The organism is Streptosporangium sp. H13245 (genome assembly GCF_055690525.1).
The window spans coordinates 99,485-119,342 of record NZ_JBSZKT010000020.1 but is presented as its reverse complement, the minus strand read 5'-3'; the positions used below and the strand labels follow the sequence as shown (position 1 = coordinate 119,342).

General features: G+C 71.1%; 16 protein-coding genes. 3 read left to right on the top strand and 13 right to left on the bottom strand.

The features are described 5' to 3' along the window. Window positions 1-629: 629 nt before the first annotated feature. The 10 genes from tyrS to argC all read right to left on the bottom strand — a co-directional run bounded on the left by tyrS (window position 630) and on the right by argC (window position 11,394). Complete coding sequence (gene tyrS / locus ACW9TB_RS25235) at window positions 630-1,898, bottom strand: tyrosine--tRNA ligase (RefSeq protein ID WP_472750527.1); 1,269 nt, start codon at window positions 1,896-1,898, stop codon at window positions 630-632. Between the two features lie 222 nt (window positions 1,899-2,120). Next, window positions 2,121-2,771: a DNA-3-methyladenine glycosylase gene (locus ACW9TB_RS25230; RefSeq protein WP_472750526.1), complete on the bottom strand. Its 651-nt coding sequence runs from the start codon at window positions 2,769-2,771 to the stop codon at window positions 2,121-2,123. Between the two features lie 51 nt (window positions 2,772-2,822). After that, entirely contained in the window at window positions 2,823-4,220 is a 1,398-nt protein-coding gene (argH, locus tag ACW9TB_RS25225; RefSeq protein ID WP_472750532.1) for an argininosuccinate lyase, read from the bottom strand. Window positions 4,221-4,282: 62 nt separating this feature from the next. Continuing rightward, window positions 4,283-5,482: an argininosuccinate synthase gene (locus ACW9TB_RS25220; protein ID WP_472750525.1), complete on the bottom strand. Its 1,200-nt coding sequence runs from the start codon at window positions 5,480-5,482 to the stop codon at window positions 4,283-4,285. 80 nt (window positions 5,483-5,562) lie between these two features. Further along, entirely contained in the window at window positions 5,563-6,069 is a 507-nt protein-coding gene (locus ACW9TB_RS25215; RefSeq protein ID WP_435291037.1) for an arginine repressor, read from the bottom strand. Between the two features lie 5 nt (window positions 6,070-6,074). Beyond that, on the bottom strand, window positions 6,075-7,064 hold the full coding sequence (gene argF, locus ACW9TB_RS25210; protein WP_472750524.1) for an ornithine carbamoyltransferase: 990 nt from the start codon (window positions 7,062-7,064) through the stop codon (window positions 6,075-6,077). Further along, a complete protein-coding gene (locus tag ACW9TB_RS25205; RefSeq protein ID WP_472750531.1) occupies window positions 7,054-8,205 on the bottom strand; it encodes an acetylornithine transaminase in 1,152 nt (383 codons plus the stop codon). The genes argF and ACW9TB_RS25205 overlap by 11 nt, the downstream gene beginning before the upstream one ends. 56 nt (window positions 8,206-8,261) lie before the next feature. Beyond that, window positions 8,262-9,224, bottom strand: coding sequence for an acetylglutamate kinase (argB, locus tag ACW9TB_RS25200; protein WP_472750523.1), 963 nt, complete (start codon window positions 9,222-9,224; stop codon window positions 8,262-8,264). Continuing rightward, window positions 9,221-10,375, bottom strand: a complete 1,155-nt coding sequence (gene argJ, locus ACW9TB_RS25195) for a bifunctional glutamate N-acetyltransferase/amino-acid acetyltransferase ArgJ (protein ID WP_472750522.1) — start codon at window positions 10,373-10,375, stop codon at window positions 9,221-9,223. The genes argB and argJ overlap by 4 nt, the downstream gene beginning before the upstream one ends. After that, the gene (gene argC, locus ACW9TB_RS25190) at window positions 10,372-11,394 is read right to left on the bottom strand and encodes an N-acetyl-gamma-glutamyl-phosphate reductase (protein WP_472750521.1); all 1,023 of its coding nucleotides are present in this window, start codon (window positions 11,392-11,394) and stop codon (window positions 10,372-10,374) included. The genes argJ and argC overlap by 4 nt, the downstream gene beginning before the upstream one ends. Before the next feature lie 280 nt (window positions 11,395-11,674). Here argC and ACW9TB_RS25185 point away from each other — a divergent pair, with 280 nt between their 5' ends. The 3 genes from ACW9TB_RS25185 to ACW9TB_RS25175 all read left to right on the top strand — a co-directional run bounded on the left by ACW9TB_RS25185 (window position 11,675) and on the right by ACW9TB_RS25175 (window position 15,639). Next, window positions 11,675-13,336, top strand: coding sequence for a class I adenylate-forming enzyme family protein (locus ACW9TB_RS25185; RefSeq protein ID WP_472750520.1), 1,662 nt, complete (start codon window positions 11,675-11,677; stop codon window positions 13,334-13,336). Between the two features lie 335 nt (window positions 13,337-13,671). After that, window positions 13,672-14,976, top strand: a complete 1,305-nt coding sequence (locus ACW9TB_RS25180) for an MFS transporter (protein ID WP_472750519.1) — start codon at window positions 13,672-13,674, stop codon at window positions 14,974-14,976. A 57-nt stretch (window positions 14,977-15,033) separates the two neighbouring features. Beyond that, a complete protein-coding gene (locus ACW9TB_RS25175) occupies window positions 15,034-15,639 on the top strand; it encodes a Uma2 family endonuclease (RefSeq protein WP_472750518.1) in 606 nt (201 codons plus the stop codon). Between the two features lie 171 nt (window positions 15,640-15,810). Here the strand turns inward: ACW9TB_RS25175 and ACW9TB_RS25170 are convergent, their stop codons facing one another. The 3 genes from ACW9TB_RS25170 to pheS form a co-directional block, all read right to left on the bottom strand. Then, complete coding sequence (locus tag ACW9TB_RS25170; RefSeq protein WP_472750517.1) at window positions 15,811-16,056, bottom strand: hypothetical protein; 246 nt, start codon at window positions 16,054-16,056, stop codon at window positions 15,811-15,813. A 157-nt stretch (window positions 16,057-16,213) separates the two neighbouring features. Beyond that, window positions 16,214-18,781, bottom strand: coding sequence for a phenylalanine--tRNA ligase subunit beta (locus ACW9TB_RS25165; RefSeq protein ID WP_472750516.1), 2,568 nt, complete (start codon window positions 18,779-18,781; stop codon window positions 16,214-16,216). Continuing rightward, window positions 18,781-19,830, bottom strand: coding sequence for a phenylalanine--tRNA ligase subunit alpha (gene pheS / locus ACW9TB_RS25160; RefSeq protein WP_472750530.1), 1,050 nt, complete (start codon window positions 19,828-19,830; stop codon window positions 18,781-18,783). The genes ACW9TB_RS25165 and pheS overlap by 1 nt, the downstream gene beginning before the upstream one ends. Window positions 19,831-19,858: the final 28 nt, after the last annotated feature.

The window sequence follows — 19,858 nt, the reverse complement described above, 5'->3', positions numbered from 1 at the left end:
GGTAGGACGGGGTTGTGCTTCATGCACTGGCTTTTAACACACTGTTGAGTTCTCAAGAAACGGACGCGTACACCATCACCCTGACCAACCAACCGGCCAAGTCAGGACTCCGGGGCGTTCCATTTCGTATTTCAACCGTACAAGCCTGTCAAGATTGTGTCAAATTGCTAGCCATCAGCCTTTTGTCACAAAACCTGCAAACTTGCTAGGATTCTCACCGCCTCGCTTCCGAGGCAACCCTCTGAACCTACCGTGCCATCCAGATCACAGCGAATCAACCGGTTTTCCGGCGACCTACGCGGGGTCCGAACGCTCAGGTTCGTTCAGGTGGAGTGGCCCTGGGCCCGTCCGCCGATCGGCGTCCGGCTCGCTCCGGGGCATTGGAAAGATTATGCGCCCTTCGGAACATCGTCAAATCAGCCGCGCTTGGCAAAACCGCAGGTCAGCGCAGTTCCTTAAGAAAACCAGGAGCGTTCGCTACCGGAACGTTACGCGATGAGACGATTGACGCCCCGGCCGGAGCCGGGGCGTCAGTCGTCCGGGATCATCGCATTGACCTGGTAAAAAGACCGGAACAATGCGGGAGATCCAAAGGACCCGGGGAACCGGGGCCCGGAAACGAGAAAGGATCAGGCCGCGACGATCTCGACGCCGCCGACGGAACGCTTGCCACGGCGCAGCACCAGGAAGCGTCCGTGGAGCAGGTCATCGGCGGACGGCACGTACGCCTCGTCGGTGACCTTGACGTTGTTGAGGTAGGCGCCACCCTCCTTCACCGCGCGGCGTGCCTCCGACTTCGACTTGACCAGGCCGCTCTCGGCGAGCAGGTCGACGAAGGACGCCCCCAGGGCGGCCACCTCGGCGCGCGGCACCTCGGCGAGGGCCTCTCCCAGCGTGCGCGCGGGCAGCTCCTCCAGGGAGCCCTGGCCGAACAGGGCCGCCGAGGCGGCGATCACCGCGGCGCACTCGTCGGCGCCGTGCAGCAGCGTGGTGAACTCCTCGGCGAGCGCCCGCTGCGCCTCGCGCCCGGCGGGCCGGTCGGCGGCGGCCTTCTCCAGCCCCTCGATCTCCTCGCGGGACCGGAAGCTGTAGATCTTGAGGAACTTCACCACGTCACGGTCGTCCGCGTTCAGCCAGAACTGGTAGAACGCGTACGGGGAGGTCATCTCCGGGTTGAGCCAGACCGCGCCACCGGCCGTCTTGCCGAACTTGGTCCCGTCGGCCTTGGTGATCAGCGGCACGGTGAGGGCGTGCACGTGGCCGCCCGTCACCCGGCGGATGAGGTCGGTTCCCGCGGTGATGTTTCCCCACTGGTCGCTGCCGCCGATCTGGAGCGTGCAGCCGTGGCGCCTGTTCAGCTCCAGGTAGTCGTTGGCCTGCAGGATCTGGTAGCTGAACTCGGTGTAGCTGAGCCCCTCCCCGCCCAGCCTGGCCGAGACCGACTCGCGGGCGAGCATGCGGTTGACCGGGAAGTGCTTGCCGACGTCGCGCAGGAAGTCGATCGCGGACATGCCCTCCGTCCAGTCCAGGTTGCTGACGAGGATCCCGGTCTTCTCGTCCGAGAAGTCGAGGAACTTCTCCACCTGGACGCGAATCCGCGCCACCCATTCGGCCACCACGTCGGAGGAGTTGAGCGAGCGCTCGGTGCTCCGGCCGCTGGGATCGCCGATCAGGCCCGTCGCGCCGCCCACCAGGCCGATCGCCCGGTGGCCCGCCCGCTGGAGGCGGGTGAGGGTGAGCAGCGGGACCAGGTTGCCGACGTGCAGGGAGGGGGCGGTCGGGTCGAAGCCGCAATAAACCGTGATCGGACCCTCGGCCATCGCCGCGCGCAGGGCGTCGATGTCGGTGGACTGCGCGATCAGGCCGCGCCAGGCGAGGTCATCCAGAATGTCGGTCACGATCCTTGCTTTCCAATGCTCGAAGGGACGTCGGTGCTCGGGAAGACGTCGGTGCTCGGAGAGAGACGTCAATGCTCGAAAGGACGTTCAGCGCTCTCGTACACCCTGCCCGATCACGGCACCGTAGCGCCACTCGAAACCCTCCCCGCGCACGCGATCTTCCCGTGCGACGACCGTGCAACAACCGTGCACAACGACTATGCACACGACCACGTACGCGCCCTACCGGCGGCGCGGGACGTGCGGGCGGTGGGGGGAGACCGTGGGCTCGCCGTCGATCCAGAAGCGCCACGGAGTCTCCCTGCCCGACGAGACCCCGGTACGCGGCCCCGACAGGATGGACGACGCCTTGGCGGGCTCGCCCTCGACCACGGAGAGTGACCCCGGGCCGCAGGCGTCGAGCCCGTTGTGCTCGCGGGTGAAGCCGAGCGCCACCGCCAGTCGCGCCGGTCCCCTGGCGAGATCGACCTCCCTGACGGGACGGGCGTTTCCCGCGGTCCTGCGGGCCAGGGCGGTCTCGACCCCGGAGATCACCTCTCCGGCCCGGAGCAGCACGCCTGAGCCGATCTGCTCGGGAAGGCAGGTGAGGTTGGCGCAGAAATGCATACCGTACGTGAAGTAGACGTACAGGTGCCCCGGGGGGCCGAACATCACCGCGTTGCGCGGCGTCCGGCCCCGGTAGGTGTGCGACGCGGGATCCTCGCCCGGCACCCCGTACGCCTCGGTCTCGGTGACGCGCAACGCGACCGGCCCGTGTACGAGCACCCGTCCCAGCAGGTCGGGGGCGACCTCGGGGGCGGGCCGGTCGAAGAAGTCGCGGGTCAGCGGCGTGGAGGCGGCGGGCGGTCGCCCGCCGCGCTCGTCAGCGGTCATCGCCCGGATCTCCGGAAGACCCAAAAGACCCGGGACGTCCGTCGCCGGGCATCAGCTTCCGCTCGCCCAGCCGGCCTGGGCGTCGACGATCTCTCGTAGCGCGATGAGCTGGTCGCGGACCCGGTCGGGTGCCGTACCGCCGTGCGCCTTGCGGGCCGCCAGGGCGCCGGGCACCGAGAGGACCTCGCGGGAGTCGGGCGTGAAGTGCGGCGAGACCTTGGCCAGCTCCTCGTCGGTGAGCTCGCCGAAGTCCTTGTCGTTGACCTGGCACCAGACGACCAGGTGCCCGACCGCCTCGTGGGCCTCGCGGAAGGCGACCCCCCTGCGGACCAGCAGCTCGGCCAGGTCGGTGGCGAGCGCGAACCCGTCGGGGGCCGAGGCCTCCAGCTTGGCGGTGTTGACGCGCATCGTCGCGACGAGCCCGGCCATCGCGGGAAGGACGAGCAGCAGGCTGTCGACGGAGTCGAACACCGGCTCCTTGTCCTCCTGCAGGTCGCGGTTGTAGGTCAGCGGCAGGCCCTTGAGCGTCGTCAGCAGCGTCATGAGGTTGCCGATGAGACGGCCGCTCTTGCCCCGGGCCAGCTCGGCCACGTCGGGGTTCTTCTTCTGCGGCATGATCGACGAGCCGGTGGAGTAGGCGTCGTCCATCTCGATCCAGCGGAACTCCTGCGAGGCCCACAGGACGATCTCCTCGCCCAGCCGCGACAGGTGCACGCCGATCATCGCCGCGTCGAACAGGAACTCGGCGGCGAAGTCGCGGTCGGCGACGGCGTCCATCGAGTTGGGCGCGGCGGAGTCGAACCCGAGTTCCCTGGCCACGGCCTGCGGGTCGAGCGGCAGGGAGGACCCGGCCAGCGCCCCCGCGCCCAGCGGGGAGACGGCCGCGCGCCGGTCCCAGTCGCGCAGGCGGTCGACGTCGCGGGCGAAGGCGTGCACGTGCGCCAGGAGCTGGTGGCCGAAGGAGACCGGCTGCGCGTGCTGCAGGTGGGTCATGCCGGGGGCGGCCGTCTCGGCGTGCTCCTCGGCCTGGCTCATCAGCGCGGTCTCCAGCTCCACCAGCCGGGACACGATGTGCCTGACGTGGTCGCGCAGGTAGAGCCGCAGGTCGGTGGCGACCTGGTCGTTGCGGCTGCGGCCGGCCCGCAGCTTGCCGCCGAGTGTGCCGAGGCGCTCCAGCAGGCCGCGCTCCAGCGCGGTGTGGACGTCCTCGTCGGCGACGGTCGGCCGGAACTCGCCCGCCTTGCAGGCGCGCTCCAGGTCGTCCAGGGCGCCGATCATGCGCGCCAGCTCGTCGTCGCTCAGCAGGTTCGCGCGATGCAGCACCCTGGCGTGCGCGCGCGAGGCCAGCAGGTCGTACGGAACCAGCCGCCAGTCGAAGTGCACGCTCACCGAGAGCCTGGTCAGCGCGTCGGCCGGACCTCCTTCGAACCGGCCGCCCCAGAGCCGCATGGGCTTGCCACCATCAGTCACCGTTGTTCTCCCTCCCCATTCAATCCGCGACCTTAGCCCAATCAGACCAGTCGGGCGTCCCGGGCGGAGGCAATCTTGGAGGGCAGGCTCCACAGCTCGACGAAGCCCTTGGCCAGGGACTGGTCGAAGGTGTCGCCGGTGTCGTAGGTGGCGAGGTTGAAGTCGTACAGCGACGCCTCGGAGCGGCGTCCGGTGACGGTGGCCCGGCCGCCGTGCAGGGTCATCCGGATCTCTCCGGTGACGTGCTCCTGTGCCTCGGCGATGAAGGTGTCGAGGGCCTTCTTGAGCGGGGAGAACCAGAGGCCGTCGTAGACGAGCTCGCCCCAGCGCTGGTCCACCGACCGCTTGAAGCGGGCGAGGTCGCGCTCGACGGTGACGTTCTCCAGCTCCATGTGGGCGGTGATCAGGGCGATGGCGCCGGGTGCCTCGTAGACCTCGCGGGACTTGATGCCGACGAGCCGGTCCTCGACCATGTCGAGGCGGCCGACGCCCTGGGCGCCCGCGCGGCGGTTGAGCTCCTCGATGATGTGGAACGGGCTGAGGTGCCGCCCGTCCAGCGCGACGGGGACGCCCTTGACGAAGCTGACGATGACCTCGTCCGCGTCGCGCGGCTGTGCCGGGTCGGCGGTGTAGGCGTAGACGTCCTCGATCGGGCCGTTCCAGATGTCCTCCAGGAAGCCGGTCTCGACGGCCCTGCCCCAGATGTTCTGGTCGATGGAGTACGGGTTGTTCTTGGTGGTCTCGATCGGCAGGTTCTTCTCCTCGGCGTAGGCGATCGCCTTGTCCCGGGTCCACGCGTAGTCGCGGGCGGGGGCGATGACCTTGAGCTCGGGGTACAGGGCGGCCAGACCGGCCTCGAACCGGACCTGGTCGTTGCCCTTGCCGGTGCAGCCGTGCGAGACGTGGGTGCCGCCGAACTGCTTGGCCGCCGCGGCCAGGTGCTTGACGATCAGCGGCCGTGACAGGGCGGAGACCAGCGGGTAGCGGTCCATGTAGAGGGCGTTGGCCTGCAGCGCGGGTACGCAGAAGTCGGTGGCGAACTCCTCGCGGGCGTCCACGACGACGGATTCCACGGCGCCGCAGTCGATGGCGCGCTTGCGGACGGCCTCCATGTCCTCACCGCCCTGGCCGACGTCGACGGCGACCGCGACGACCTCGGCGCCGGTCTTCTCGGCGAGGAAGGGAATGGCGACGGAGGTGTCGAGACCTCCGGAGAACGCGAGTACGACCCGGTCGGTCATGATGGGTATCTCCAAGATCTTTGCTGGCCAAGGGCGGCCAAGGGTGTCGGATGCTGCCGGGGATAGCCTGCCTGAGCAGGCTAAATACGTCGGTCGGCGTGCCGGAGAAGTCCCTCGGCGACAGCTGCCCCGCCCATCGGGTCGCGGCTGATGACGAGAATCGTGTCGTCTCCGGCGACCGTGCCGAGGATGGACTCCCAGTCGGCGTGGTCGATGGCGGAGGCGAGGAACTGCGCGGCGCCCGGCGGCGTACGGACGATGACCAGGTTGGCGGAGGCCTCGGCGGAGACGAGGAGCTCCTCCGCGAGCCTGCCGAGCCTGGCGGCCGGGGACTCGCCGGTACCGAGCCTGGCGAGCCTTATCCGGCCGCCGCCCTCCCCCGGCAGGGCGTAGACCAGGGAGCCGTCCTCGGCGCGCAGCTTGAGCGCGCCGAGCTCGTCCAGGTCGCGGGAGAGGGTGGCCTGGGTGACCTCGACGCCGCTCTCCAGCAGGAGCTTGGCCAGCTCGGGCTGGGACCTGACGGGCTGCCGCTGCAGGAGGTCGGCGATCCGCGCCTGGCGGGCGACCTTGGTCATCGGGATCGTCATGTGGGTCACCCGCCTCCGGGCGCTTCACCGCTCGCGTGCGTGTCCCGGCCCGACGCCGAGACCAGCCAGTGCAGCAGGGCCTTCTGGGCGTGCAGCCGGTTCTCCGCCTGGTCCCACACCAGGCTCCGCGGGCCGTCGAGGACCTCGGCGGAGATCTCCAGGTCGCGGTAGGCGGGCAGGCAGTGCAGCACGACGGCGCCGGGGGCCGCCCGGCTCACCAGCGCGGCGTTGACCTGGTACGGCATGAGGTCGGCGATCCGCTCCTCCTTGCCCTCCTGGCCCATGGAGACCCAGGTGTCGGTGGCGATGACGTCCGCGCCCTCGGCGGCCTCGGCCGGGTCCGCGAGGACGGCGACCGACCCGCCGGTCTCCGCGGCGACCTCGGCGGCCCGGCGGAGGATCTCCGGGTCGGGCAGGTATCCGGCGGGGGTGGCGATCCGCACGTGCATGCCCGCGACGGCCCCGCCGAGCAGGTAGGAGTGGGCCATGTTGTTGGCCCCGTCGCCGAAGTAGGCCAGGGTGAGCCCCGCCGTCCTGCCGAAGTGCTCCCTGACGGTCTGCAGGTCGGCGAGGATCTGGCAGGGGTGGAACTCGTCGGTGAGGGCGTTGACCACCGGCACCGAGGACGCCGAGGCCATGGCCTCGATCCTCTCCTGGCCCGAGGTGCGCCACACGATGGCGCCCACCTGGCGTTCCAGGACCCGGGCGGTGTCCTCGATCGACTCGCCCCGGCCCATCTGGGAGGATCCGGCGTCGAGGATCAGGGGGAGGCCGCCGAGCTCGCCGATGCCGACCGCGAAGGAGACGCGGGTGCGGGTGGAGTGCTTGTCGAAGAGGACGGCGACGGTCTGCGGCCCCTCGAAGGGCCGGTAGGCGTAGCGGTCCTTCTTCACGGCCTCGGCCAGGTCGAGCACCTGGGCCTGCTCCGCGGGCGAGAGGTCGTCGTCCTTCAGGAAGTGCCTGACGTGCGCCTGTCCGGCGAGGTTACTGGGCATCTGCTGCCTCGTCGAGGATCGCGGGAAGCGCGGCCACGAAGGCCGCGATCTGAGCTGAGGTGATCACCAGCGGGGGCGCGAGCCGTACCGCGTCGGGCTGGAGGGCGTTGACCAGGAAGCCCGCGTGCCGCGCGGCGGTCTGGACCTGGGCGGAGCGGTCGGCGGTCAGCACGACGGCCCGCCACAGGCCCCGGCCGCGGACACCGGCGAGCAGCGGGTGGTCGATCGCGGCGATGCCCTCGGCGAGTTCGGCGCCGACGGTGCGGACGTGCTCCAGCAGGCCGTCGGCGTCGATGGTGTCGAGCACGGCGAGCGCGGCGGCGGCCGAGACGGGGTTTCCGCCGAAGGTGGACCCGTGGTCTCCCTGGGCGAAGACGGTGGCCGCCGCGCCGAGGCCGACGCAGGCGCCGATCGGCATGCCGCCGCCGAGGCCCTTGGCCAGGGTGAGCACGTCGGGCAGGACGCCGTCGTGCTGGTGGGCGAACCAGTGCCCGGTACGGCCGATCGCCGACTGGATCTCGTCGGCGACCAGCAGCGCGCCGGTGACGTCGCAGATCTCCCTGGCCGCCGCGAGGTAGCCCTCGGGCGGGGGCACGACCCCGGCCTCGCCCTGGGTGGGTTCGAGGAAGACCGCGGCGCACTCGCCGGTGACCGCGTTCTTGAGCGCGTCGGCGTCACCGTATGGGACGAAGCGGACATCGATCGGGAACGGCCCGAACTGGTCGCGGATGGAGGGCTTGCCGGTCAGGGCGAGCGCGCCGAGGGTACGGCCGTGGAAGGCGTTCTCCGCGGCCACGAAGTAGGTGCGGCCGCTCGCCTTGCCGTACTTGATGGAGAGCTTCAGCGCGGCCTCGTTGGCCTCGGTCCCCGAGTTGGTGAGGAACACCTTGGCCGGGGCTCCGAGCAGGCCGAGCAGGCGCTCGGCGAGCAGCACCTCGGGTTCGTGCAGGAAGAGGTTGCTGGTGTGGGCGAGCGTGGCGACCTGGCGGGAGACGGCCTCCACCAGGGCGGGGTGGGCGTGGCCGAGCGAGCTGACCGCGATGCCGCCGATCATGTCGAGATACTCGTGGCCGTCGACGTCCCAGACCCTCGTGCCCTCGCCCCGGGCCAGTGCCACCGGGGGCACGCCGTAGTTGGGCATGAAGGCGGCCTCGAAGCGTCTGGCGAGCGCCTCTCCTGCGGGGCTGTCCTGCGGGCTCACTGGTCGTTCCCCTTCAGCTGGGCGGGGGCCTCGGGCCGCCGCCTGACCGGTTCCGGCGCGGCCGCCGCCTCGGGGGCGTCCGGCAGCACCATGGTTCCTATGCCCTCGTCGGTGAAGATCTCCAGCAGCACCGAGTGGGGCACCCTGCCGTCGAGCACGTGGGCCCGTGGCACGCCGCCCTGGATGGCGGTCAGGCACGCCTCCATCTTGGGGATCATGCCGCTGGACAGGCCCGGCAGGAGCTTCTCCAGCTCGGTGGCGGAGAGCCGCTCGACGACCTCGTTCTCGTCGGTGCCGGGACGCCAGTCGCGGTACAGGCCCTCGACGTCGGTCAGGATGATCAGTTTGGACGCCTGGAGCGCCACGGCGAGCGCGGCGGCGGCGGTGTCGGCGTTGACGTTGTAGACGGTGCCGTCGTCGCTGCGCGCGACCGAGGAGATCACCGGGATCCGCCCGTCGTCCAGCAGTGCCCGCACGGCTCCGGCCTCGACCTTGACGATGTCGCCGACCTGGCCGATGTCGACGCCGACGCCGTCGACGACGGCGTGCTTGCGTACGGCGGTGAGCAGGTGGGCGTCCTCGCCGGACATGCCGATCGCGAACGGCCCGTGCCGGTTGATCAGGCCGACCACGTCGCGGTTGACCTGGCCGACGAGGACCATCCTGACGACCCGCATGGCCTCGGGGGTGGTGACCCTGAGCCCGGCGGTGAAGGTGGACTCGATGCCGAGCAGGTCGAGCTGGGCGTTGATCTGCGGCCCTCCCCCGTGCACGATCACGGGCCGCAGCCCGGCGTAGCGCAGGAAGACGACGTCGGCGGCGAACTTCTCGCGCAGGTGCTCCTCGGTCATCGCGTTGCCGCCGTACTTGATGACGACGGTCGCGCCGTGGAAGCTCGCGAGCCAGGGCAGCGCCTCGATCAGCGTGGCGGCCTTCGTCAGGGCCTCGGCGCGCCTCATGAGGAGTACGCCGAGTTCTCGTGGACGTACGCCGCGGTGAGGTCGGTGGTGTGGATCGTCGCCGAGTGCGGTCCCGACGACAGGTCGATGGTGATCGTCACCTCGCGCGGGGTGAGGTCGACCTTGGAGCGGTCGTCGCCCGCGGCGCCGCCCCTGCAGATCCAGATGCCGTTGATGGCGACGTTGAGCCGGTCGGGCTCGAAGACGGCGTCGGTGGTGCCGACGGCCGACAGGACCCGGCCCCAGTTGGGGTCCTCGCCGTAGATGGCGCACTTGAGGAGATTGGAGCGGGAGACGGCGCGGCCGACGGTGACCGCGTCGTCCTCGGAGGCGGCGCCGACGACCTCGATGGCGATCGCCTTGGAGGCGCCCTCGGCGTCCATCAGCAGCTGGCGGGCGAGGTCGGCGCAGACCGCGAGGAGGACCTGCTCGAACTCGGCGAGGCCGGGGACGACGCCCGAGGCGCCGCTGGCCAGCAGCAGCACGGTGTCGTTGGTGGACATGCAGCCGTCGGCGTCGAGCCGGTCGAAGGTGACCCGCGTCACCTTGCGGAGCGCCGCGTCGAGCTGCTCGGCGGACAGGTCGGCGTCGGTGGTGATCACCGACAGCATGGTGGCGAGGCCGGGGGCGAGCATGCCCGCGCCCTTGGCCATGCCGCCGACCATGTAGCCGCCCGCGCCCTTCCTGAAGGAGATCTTCGAGACGGTGTCGGTGGTGCGGATGGCGTCGGCGGCGGCCAGGCCGCCGTCCCTGGCGAGCTGGGAGACCGCGAGGTCGACCCCGGCCAGCAGCGGGTCCATCGGCAGCCGCTCGCCGATCAGGCCGGTGGAGCAGACCGCGACCTCCCCGGCCGAGTCTCCCAGCGCTCCGGCGACCTTCTCCGCGGTGGCGTGGGTGTCCTGGAAGCCGAGCGGCCCGGTACAGGCGTTGGCGCCGCCGGAGTTGAGGACGACGGCGTGGACCCGGCCGCCGGCCAGCACCTGGGTGGACCACAGGACCGGCGCGGCCTTCACCCGGTTGGCGGTGAAGACCCCGGCGGCGGCGCGCGAGGGGCCGTCGTTGACGACCAGTGCCAGGTCGCGGTCGACGCCGGACTTGATGCCGGCGGCGACGCCCGCCGCGCGGAAGCCGAGAGGGGCGGTCACGCTCATGGGGCGACTCCGTTGAGAGGAAGGCCGAGCTCTTCCGGCAGGCCGAGGGCGAGGTTGGCGCTCTGGATCGCGCCTCCGGCCGTGCCCTTGGTGAGGTTGTCGATGGCGACGACGGCGACGACGCGGCCCGCGCGCTCGTCCAGGGTGACCTGGAGGGCGGCGGTGTTGGCGCCGAGGGTCATCGAGGTCGCGGGCCACTGGCCCTCGGGGAGCAGCCGCAGGAACGGCTCGTCCTTGGTGGCGACCTCGTAGGCCTCGCGCAGGACCGCCCGAGTGAGGCCGGGCCTGGCGGGGGCGGTGCAGGTGGCGAGGATGCCGCGGCTCATCGGCACCAGCACGGGGGTGAAGGAGACGGTGACCGGCTCGCCCGCGAGCGGGGAGAGGTTCTGCTCCATCTCCGGGGTATGCCGGTGGACGCCACCGACGCCGTACGCGCTGGCGGAGCCCATCACCTCGCTGCCCAGGAGGTTCGGCTTGGGTATCCTGCCCGCTCCGCTGGTGCCGCTGGCGGCGACCACCACCACGTCGGGCTCGACGAGGCCGGCGGCGAAGGCGGGGAACATGGCCAGGGTGACGGCCGTCGGGTAACACCCCGGCACGGCGATCCTCCGGGTGGCGCGCAGCTCCTCGCGCCGCCCCGGCAGCTCGGGCAGCCCGTACGGCCAGGTGCCCGCGTGGACGCCGCCGTAGAAGTGCTCCCAGGCGGCGGGGTCGGTGAGCCGGAAGTCGGCGCCGCAGTCGACCACGAGGGTGCCGTCGCCGAGCCGCTCGGCGACGGCGGCCGACTGCCCGTGCGGCAGGGCGAGGAAGACGAGGTCGTGGCCGCCGAGGGTCTCGGGTGTGGTCTCCTGCAGGATCCTGCCGGCCAGCGGGGCCAGGTGTGGCTGGTGGGCGCCGAGGGCGGTGCCCGCACTCGAGGCCGCCGTCAGCGCGCCGATCTCGATGCCGGGGTGGGACAGCAGCAGGCGCAGGAGCTCACCCCCGGCGTAACCGCTGGCACCCGCGATCGCCGCTCTCATCCGTCCTCCCACGTCTGCATGGTTATGCATTGCTACTTATGGACTTACTAGAAAGATTATGCATCTTGGAGGATTGCCATGCAAGCCGATACGACCAGGGAACCCCAAGGCTCGCAAATGCTCCCGCCGACGGGAAACGATGGGAAACATCGCGGGAATCGCGCTTCACGGCTTGTGAACGCGGGCACGAAGTCATCGGTCATGTTTCGGCACTGTTGCACGTACCTACCGGTCGGTATCGTGACATTTCCGGCCCCTCAGCCTCCGGGAGTACGAACGCATGACTGTCACCCACGACCAGGTCCAGGCCCGGCTCACCGGCCCGGGGCAGCTTTTCGAGATGGAAGAGGTCTCCAGCCACGGCGAGACCGTCAAAACCTGGAAACACGCGCCCCGCGACTTCCGGGCACTCCTTGAGACGAGCAGGTTCCACGGCGACAAGGTCTTCCTGACGTACGAGGACGAGCACCTCACCTACGAGGAGCACTACCGGCGGGCCGCCACGCTCGCGCGGCGCCTGGTGGACGAGTACGGCGTGGTCAAGGGCGACCGGGTGGCCATCGCCATGCGCAACTACCCCGAGTGGGTGATCGCCTTCTCGGCCACGCTGGCCGCCGGGGCGATAGCCGTGCCGCTCAACGCGTGGTGGACCCCGCAGGAGCTGGAGTACGGGCTGTCGGACTCGGGGGCCAAGGTGCTGGTCGCCGACGGCGAGCGGGCGGCCGGGCTCGCCGGGCTGGGCCCGGCGCTGATCGTGACCCGCGGCGAGACGCCCGAGGGCGCCCGCTCCTTCGAGGACGTGCTGGGCGAGGTGGAGGCGGGCGTGACGCTCCCGCCGGTCGAGCTCTCCCCCGAGGACCCGGCGACAATCTTCTACACCTCCGGCACGACCGGCCGCCCCAAGGGCGCGCTCGGCAGCCACCGCAACCTCGGGCAGTCGCCGATGACCGTCGCCTACAGCCTGTACCGCGCCGTGATCAGGTCGGGCAAGGACCCGGGCGAGGCGGCCGGGCAGCGGCGGGTCACCCTGCTCACCGTGCCGCTCTTCCACGTCACCGGCTGCTTCGCGGTGATGACCACCACCATGTTCGTCGGGGGCGGCCTGGTGCTGATGCACAAGTGGGACCCGGGCCGCGCGCTGGAGCTGATCGAGCGCGAGAGGATCACCGGGCTCTCCGGCGTGCCCACCAACGTGTGGCAGCTCCTGTCACATCCCGACCTGGGCAAGTACGACATCTCCAGCCTCAACGGCCTCGGCTACGGCGGCGCCCCCGCCCCGCCGAAGCTGCTGGAGCGCATCACCGAGCAGCTGCCCAACCGCGCCCCCTCCAACGGGTACGGCATGACCGAGACCACCGCGCTCGCCATCGGCAACGCCGGGGCCGACTACCTGGCCAAGCCCGACAGCATCGGCCTGCCGATGGCCGTGGTCGAGGTGAAGATCGCCGACCCCACCGGCGGCGAACTGCCGGTCGGCACGGTCGGCGAGCTCTGCCTGCGCGGCCCGAACGTCATCCTGGGCTACTGGAACCGGCCCGAGGCCACCGCGGAGACCTTCGTCGGCGGCTGGCTGCACACCGGCGACCTGGCCAGGGTGGACGAGGAGGGGTTCGTGTTCATCGTGGACCGGGCCAAGGACATGGTCATCCGCGGCGGCGAGAACGTCTACTGCGCCGAGGTCGAGGCCGCCCTCTTCGAGCACCCGGCGGTCGAGGACGCCGCGGTGATCGGGATCCCCCACGACGAGCTGGGCGAGGAGGTCGGCGCGGTGCTCCGGCTGTCGTCCCCGGCGAGCGACGAGGAACTGCGCGCCTTCCTGGGCGAGCGGATCGCCCCCTTCAAGATCCCGGTCAAATTCTGGGTACGCGAGACGGAGCTTCCCCGCAACCCCGGCGGCAAGATCCTCAAAACCCGCCTGCGCCAGGAGATCCTGAGCCCCTGACACCCGCTCCGCGCCAGAAGGATCCCGGGCCCCGCTCCACGCCGGAGAAGGTCCGGGGCCCTGACACCCTCCCCACGCCAGAAGGTCCCGGATCCCTCACCTGCTCCGCATCGGAGAGGGCCCTGGTTTTCGCACCTGACACCCGCTCCGTACCGGGAGGGTCCCCGGGTCCCTGACATCCGCTCCACGCCAGGGAGGGTCCTGAGCCCCCGACGCCCGTCGCCCTCCCCGGGAAGCCGGGCATCGGGACCGGCTCTCCCACGTCCCCTCCCCCGGCGGCGACCTGCCGGAAAATGATTTGCCTTCGCGCAGGTCGCCGCCGAAACTAGCTCTTCGTGCCGGAAAACGCCGATCGCCCGATCAAAACCCTGCTTCGCCGCCTGGCGATGGATCTCAGCCCCCTTCGCGACTCACGCGACTTCCGGCTGCTCTTCGGCTCCGGCGTCATCACGATGTTCGGCACCTTCCTGACGCTGGTCGCGGTCCCGCTGCAGATGAAGGAGCTCACCGGCTCCTACCTGGCGGTCGGCCTGGTCAGCGTGGCCGAGTTCGTCCCGATGGTGGTGTGCGGGCTCTGGGGCGGGGCGATCGCCGACGCCCTCGACCGGCGCAAGATCATTCTTCTCACCGAGGTGGGGCTCTGCCTCACGGTCACGATCCTGACCGTCAACGCGCTGCTGCCGAAACCGCAGATCTGGGTGCTGTACGTGGTCGGTGCGCTCTCGGCCGGGCTGGGCAGCCTGCAGCGGCCCAGCCTGGAGTCGCTGATGCCGCGCGTCGTCAGGCACGACCAGCTGACCGCGGCCGCCGCCCTCGGTGCCTTCCGCTGGAACCTGGGCGCCATCGTCGCCCCGGGCCTCAGCGGCCTGATCGCGGCCTGGTTCGGCGTCGCCGTCGCGTACGGCATCAACGTCGTGACCTTCCTGGCGTCCCTGGTCCTGCTCTGGATGGTCCGGGCCCAGCCCCGGCCGGAGGACACCCCCGCGGCCTCGATCAGGTCCCTGGTCGAGGGGGTCCGCTACGCCGTGGGCCGCACCGACCTGATGGGCACCTACCTGGTCGACATCGCCGCGATGATCTTCGCGTTCTCCACCGCGCTGTATCCGTTCCTCGCCGACGAGCTGGGCGCTCCCGAGGCCCTCGGGCTCTTCTTCTCCGCCTCCGCCATCGGCTCGATGATCGCCTCGGTCACCTCCGGCTGGACCGCGCACGTGCACCGGCACGGCCTCGGCGTGATCATCGCGGCGGCCGTGTGGGGGGTGGCGGTGGCGCTGGCGGCGCTGATGCCCAGCGTCTGGGGCATCTTCGCCTTCCTGGCCGTGGCCGGGGCCGCCGACATGATCAGTGGTGTCTTCCGCGCGACCATCTGGAACCAGACCATCCCCGACGAGTTCCGCGGCCGCCTGGCGGGCATCGAGCTGCTCTCGTACACCAGCGGCCCGATGCTCGGCAACGCCAGGGCCGGGCTGATGGCCGGTCTCGGCGGCACCCGCTTCTCCCTGGGCGCCGGCGGCCTGCTGTGCGTCGGCGCCGTGGCCGCCATGGCCGCGCTGCTGCCGAGGTTCCGCACCTACGACGCCCGCACCGACGAGCACGCCGTCAGGGAGCGCGCCCGCCGCGAGCAGGCCGCCCACGCCTGACACCGGGCCACCGGCAAGTGTCCTCACCGAACGGAATCCTGTTGCTACTGTGAGGGCATGACGGTCGACGTACGGAGCCCCGAGATGACGGAGTCCTCGCTGCCCGACTGGGTCTTTCCTCCGCCGGAGGGGTTCGTCGCGGAGGACCTCGATCACATTCCGCAGTTGCCCGCGCACACAGAGTTGATCGATGGAAGCCTGGTCTTCGTGAGTCCTCAGGCTTCTTTTCACACGCGCACCATGTATCTCCTGGAGGAGGGTCTTCGCCGGACCATTCCGGAAGATCTTCGAGCGCGCCGGGAGATGAGCGTCGTGTTGGGTGCGCGGCAACGGCCCGAGCCTGACATAAGCGTCATCCACGCCTCCGCCGAGCACAGCTCGGAGCAGACCTTCTACCGGGCCGAGGACGTCGTGCTGGTGGTGGAGGTCGTCTCCCCCGTGTCCACGGGCCGCGACCGCGACCGCAAGCCCGTGCTGTACGCCGAGGCGGGCATCGCGCACTTCTGGCTGGTCGAGAACCAGTCGGGAAGGCCCGCGATCTACGTCTACGAGCTCGACCCGGTCACCCGCTCCTACGCGCTCACCGGTATCCATCGCGACCGGCTCAAGGTCTCGGCCCCCTTCGACGTCGACATCGACCTGACGAGCATCGACCGGCTCTAGGGTCCAGGGTCCGCCCCACGCACGGCACTCACCACCACCCGCCGCAGGCGCCGCCGCACTGCCCGGACATCCCGCCACTCGCCGCAAGCTCCGCCGCACCAGCCCGGATGTCCCGCCGCCCGCCACGGCCTTCGCCTCTTCGCGCGGAAGCCCACCGGACGAGGCCGTGTCTCACTCGTTCTCGCGCCAGCCCTCGTACTCCTCGGCCAGCGCCTCCAGGCGGGTCACGCCCTCCGGCGGCAGCGCCCCTGAGGGGTCCTCGACCACCACCAGCCACTGGGCGTCCTCGGCGTCGTCCTCCCCTGCGAGGGTCTCCCTGACCACCGCGGGCACGCCGACCAGCGGAAACTCCGCGGCCACGGTCTCGGCGACCTCCTCGGCGTCGTCGCGCTCGGCGAACACCAGCAGATGCCTCATCGTCCCCTCCCCGGAGCACCCGGACCAACCGGCGGGTACGTCATCGTCTCCCCCTGAAGTCTTCCCCCGAAGGAGAATCCACCCGGAACACGAACATCCCGGCCCAGTACCGCGAAAAGGGGCCCGGGACATGTGCCCCGGGCCCCTCGTGAACCGGTCAGACGCCGCGCAACCGTGCTCCGGCGCGCTCCCCGGCCAGGGCCACGGCCGCGTCGCGGGCCGCGGTGGTCTCCTCCACGGTGAGCGTCCGGTCGGGCGCCCGGAAGCGCAGGGAATAGGCGAGGGACTTCCCGCCCTCGCCGACCTGGGCGCCGGTGTAGACGTCGAACAGCCGGATCGACTCCAGCAGCGGGCCCGCGCCCTCGCGCAACGCCGCCTCCACGGTGGCCACCGGGGTCGCCGCGTCGACGATGAGCGCGACGTCCTGACTCGCGACGGGGTACGCGGAGATCGCCGGGGCCTGCGGCGGACCGGCGGTCAGCGGCTCCAGCCGGGTCAGCTCCAGCTCCATCGCGCAGGTGCGCGGCGGCAGGCCGTACGCCTCGACGACGCGCGGGTGCAGCTCACCGGCGTGGCCGACGAGCACGTCACCGGCGTACAGCGCGGCGCAGCGGCCCGGATGCCAGGGCTCGTGCCGGTCCGCGCGGACGTCGAGGGTGACGCCAGCCTCTGCGGCCACCACGCGGGCCGCCTCGACGGCGTCCGCCCAACCGGCCGCGCGGCCCTTGCCCCACCAGCCGGACGGCTCGAACTCCCCGGCCAGCACGGCCCCGACCCGGAGCGGCTGGGCGGGCAGCGCGGACTCGATCGAGGCGAGCTCCTCCGGGCTCGGCCTGCGGTCGACGCCCAGCACGGGGGCGACGGTGGGCGCGTCGGACGAGGGCCGGTAGACCAGGCCCGCCTCGAACAGCGCCACGTCGCCGAAGCCCCGGCCCACGTTGCGGACCAGCGTCTTGAGCAGGCCGGGCAGCAGGGTCGTCCGCATCAGCGGCTCGTCCTCGCTGAGCGGGTTGGCCAGCCGTACGGCCAGGCGGCGCGCGTCGTCGGCGGGCAGCTGCAGGTTGTCGAAGTCGCGCTCCCCGTTGAACGGGTAGGCGAGGATCTCGACGTAGCCCGCGGCGGCCAGGGCGCGGCCGACCCGGCGGCGCAGGCGCTGGCTCTCGCTGAGACCGGCCCCCGCGGGGGCGGCGGGCAGGATCGAGGGCAGGTTCTCGTAGCCCTCCAGCCTGATGACCTCCTCGGCGAGGTCGTTCGGGTCGGTCAGGTCGGGCCGCCAGGAGGGCGGGGTGACCGCCAGCATGTCGTCGCCGGTGACCGCGAGCCTCGCGGCGATCCCGGCGGAGGCGGGGTCGCCCGTGGCCGCGGTGCCGCCGGTCGTGCCGCCCGTCACCGGGCCGGTCGCGTCGGCGCCCTCGACCGTGCAGCCGACCTGCTCCAGGCGCCGGATCACCGTCTCGCGGTCGTAGGTGGTGCCCGCGACCCTGCCGGGGTAGTCGCTCGGGATGGCGATGTGGACCGGCTCGACCCCCACCTCGGCGTGGGTGACGCCCGGCTGGATCGTGCCGCCGCCGAGCTCGGCCAGCAGCCGGGCCGCGCGCCAGGAGGCGTACAGCGGGAGCTCCCTGTCGACGCCCCGCTCGAAGCGCTTGGAGGCCTCGCTGACCAGGTTGTGCCGTCGCGACATGCGCGCGGTGCCGCTGGCGGAGAAGTGGGCCGCCTCGATCACGATGTCGGTGGAGGCCTCGGAGATCTCGGTGTGCAGGCCGCCCATGGTGCCAGCCATCGAGATCGCGCCCGACCCGTCGGTGATCAGGATGTCGTCCGGGTGAAGCTTGCGGACCACGTGGTCGAGCGTCTCCAGCGTCTCACCCGGCTCGGCCCTGCGCACCACGATCTCGCCGGTCAGCCTGGCCGCGTCGAAGGCGTGCAGCGGCTGGCCGAGCTCCAGCATGACGTAGTTGGTGACGTCGACGGCCAGCGAGACCGGGCGCATACCGGCGCGGGAGAGCCGGGCGCGCATCCACATCGGGCTCGGCGCCGACGGGTCGAACCCGCGGATCTCACGGAGCACGAAGCGGTCGCAGGCCGACGGGTCGGCGATCGAGGCCGGGTAGGCCGGGCCCGGCGCGTCGGGCGGCGAGACGTCGGCGGGGTCGATGAACGCCGAGTCGAAGGCGGTGGCGGCCTCGCGGGCCACGCCCCGGATGGAGAGGGCGTAGCCGATGTCGGGGGTGATCTCCAGCTCGATCACGTCGTCACGCAGGCCGAGCAGCTCGACCACGTCCGCGCCGATCGGGGTGCCGCCGGGCAGCACGAGGATGCCGGGCGAGGAGTCGGCCACGCCGAGCTCCGCCTCCGAGCAGATCATGCCGTCGGACAGGCGCCCGTAGGTCTTGCGCGAGGCGATCTCGAACCCGCCGGGCAGCACGGCCCCGGGCAGCGCGACCGGGACGCGGTCACCGGCCTCGAAGTTGGTCGCGCCGCAGACGATCTCGCGCGGCGCGGCCTCCCCCACCTCGACCTGGCAGTGGCGGATGGGCTTCTTGAAGCCCTCCAGCGTCTCGATGGAGATCACCTCGCCCACGACGACGTTCTTGATGTCGTGGCCGTAGGAGATGACGGACTCAAGCTTGAGCCCGGCGGCGGTGAGCTTCTCGGCGATCTCGTGCGCCGTGACGGCGGGGAGATCGACGTACTCCCGCAGCCATGAAAGCGGGACCTTCATCAGACCTCCATTCCGAAGGGAAGGGTGAAGCGGGCGTCTCCCTCGACCATGTCGCGCATGTCCTCGGCGTTGTGGCGGAACATCAGGGTGCGCTCGACGCCCATGCCGAAGGCGAAGCCGCTGTAGCGGGCGGGGTCGACGCCGCAGGCGATGAGCACCCTCGGGTTGACCATGCCGCAGCCGCCCCACTCGATCCAGCCCTCCGACTTACAGGTACGGCAGGGCGGGTTGCCGGGCACCGCGGAGGCGCCTCGGCAGACGAAGCACTTCAGGTCCATCTCGGCGGAGGGCTCGGTGAACGGGAAGTAGTTGGGCCGGAACCGGGTGGTGATGCCCTCGCCGAACATGACCTCGGCGAACCGGTCGAGGGTGCCCTTGAGGTGGGCCATAGTCAGGCCCTCGTCGATCGCCAGCCCCTCGACCTGGTGGAAGACGGGGGTGTGGGTGGCGTCGAGCTCGTCGGTGCGGAACACCTTGCCCGGCGAGATCACGTAGACCGGGAGCTCCCTGCCGAGCAGCGCCCGGATCTGGACGGGAGAGGTCTGGGTGCGCAGCACCTTGCCGGAGTCGACGGACTCCACGAAGAAGGTGTCGTGCTCCGAGCGCGCCGGGTGGTCGGCGGAGATGTTCAGCGCGTCGAAGTTGAACCACTCCCCCTCCAGCTCGGGGCCCTCCGCCACCTCGTAGCCCATCGCGACGAAGGCGTCGGCGATGCGCTCCTGAAGGGTGGTCAGCGGGTGCCTGGCACCACGGGAGGTGCGGGCGGAGGGCAGCGTGACGTCGACGGTCTCCTCGACGAGGACCCGCTCGTCGCGCTCCGCCTCCAGCTGTGCCTGCCGCTCGGCGAGGGCCTCGGCGACCGCCTTGCGGGCGCCGCCGATGCGCTTGCCCGCCTCGGAGCGGGCCGCCGGGGGCAGGGCGCCGATCTCGCGGTTGGCCAGGGCGATCGGTGAGCGGTCACCGGCGTGCGCGAGGCGCACCTGCTTGAGTTCTTCGAGGTCGCGCGCCGCCTTGACGGCGTCGAGCGCGTCGGCCTGCATGCGCGCCATCTCGTCGGCGTGCAGCGGGGTCACCTCG

Excerpts from the sequence above, each read along its gene's own strand:
- ACW9TB_RS25230 (WP_472750526.1), bottom strand. The coding sequence starts at position 2,771 with ATGACCGCTGACGAGCGCGGCGGGCGACCGCCCGCCGCCTCCACGCCG.
- argH (WP_472750532.1), bottom strand. The coding sequence starts at position 4,220 with ATGCGGCTCTGGGGCGGCCGGTTCGAAGGAGGTCCGGCCGACGCGCTG.
- ACW9TB_RS25220 (WP_472750525.1), bottom strand. The coding sequence starts at position 5,482 with ATGACCGACCGGGTCGTACTCGCGTTCTCCGGAGGTCTCGACACCTCC.
- ACW9TB_RS25215 (WP_435291037.1), bottom strand. The coding sequence starts at position 6,069 with ATGACGATCCCGATGACCAAGGTCGCCCGCCAGGCGCGGATCGCCGAC.
- argF (WP_472750524.1), bottom strand. The coding sequence starts at position 7,064 with ATGCCCAGTAACCTCGCCGGACAGGCGCACGTCAGGCACTTCCTGAAG.
- ACW9TB_RS25205 (WP_472750531.1), bottom strand. The coding sequence starts at position 8,205 with ATGCCCAACTACGGCGTGCCCCCGGTGGCACTGGCCCGGGGCGAGGGC.
- argB (WP_472750523.1), bottom strand. The coding sequence starts at position 9,224 with ATGAGGCGCGCCGAGGCCCTGACGAAGGCCGCCACGCTGATCGAGGCG.
- argJ (WP_472750522.1), bottom strand. The coding sequence starts at position 10,375 with ATGAGCGTGACCGCCCCTCTCGGCTTCCGCGCGGCGGGCGTCGCCGCC.
- argC (WP_472750521.1), bottom strand. The coding sequence starts at position 11,394 with ATGAGAGCGGCGATCGCGGGTGCCAGCGGTTACGCCGGGGGTGAGCTC.
- ACW9TB_RS25185 (WP_472750520.1), top strand. The coding sequence starts at position 11,675 with ATGACTGTCACCCACGACCAGGTCCAGGCCCGGCTCACCGGCCCGGGG.
- ACW9TB_RS25175 (WP_472750518.1), top strand. The coding sequence starts at position 15,034 with ATGACGGTCGACGTACGGAGCCCCGAGATGACGGAGTCCTCGCTGCCC.
- ACW9TB_RS25170 (WP_472750517.1), bottom strand. The coding sequence starts at position 16,056 with ATGAGGCATCTGCTGGTGTTCGCCGAGCGCGACGACGCCGAGGAGGTC.
- ACW9TB_RS25165 (WP_472750516.1), bottom strand. The coding sequence starts at position 18,781 with ATGAAGGTCCCGCTTTCATGGCTGCGGGAGTACGTCGATCTCCCCGCC.
- pheS (WP_472750530.1), bottom strand. The coding sequence starts at position 19,830 with ATGGCGCGCATGCAGGCCGACGCGCTCGACGCCGTCAAGGCGGCGCGC.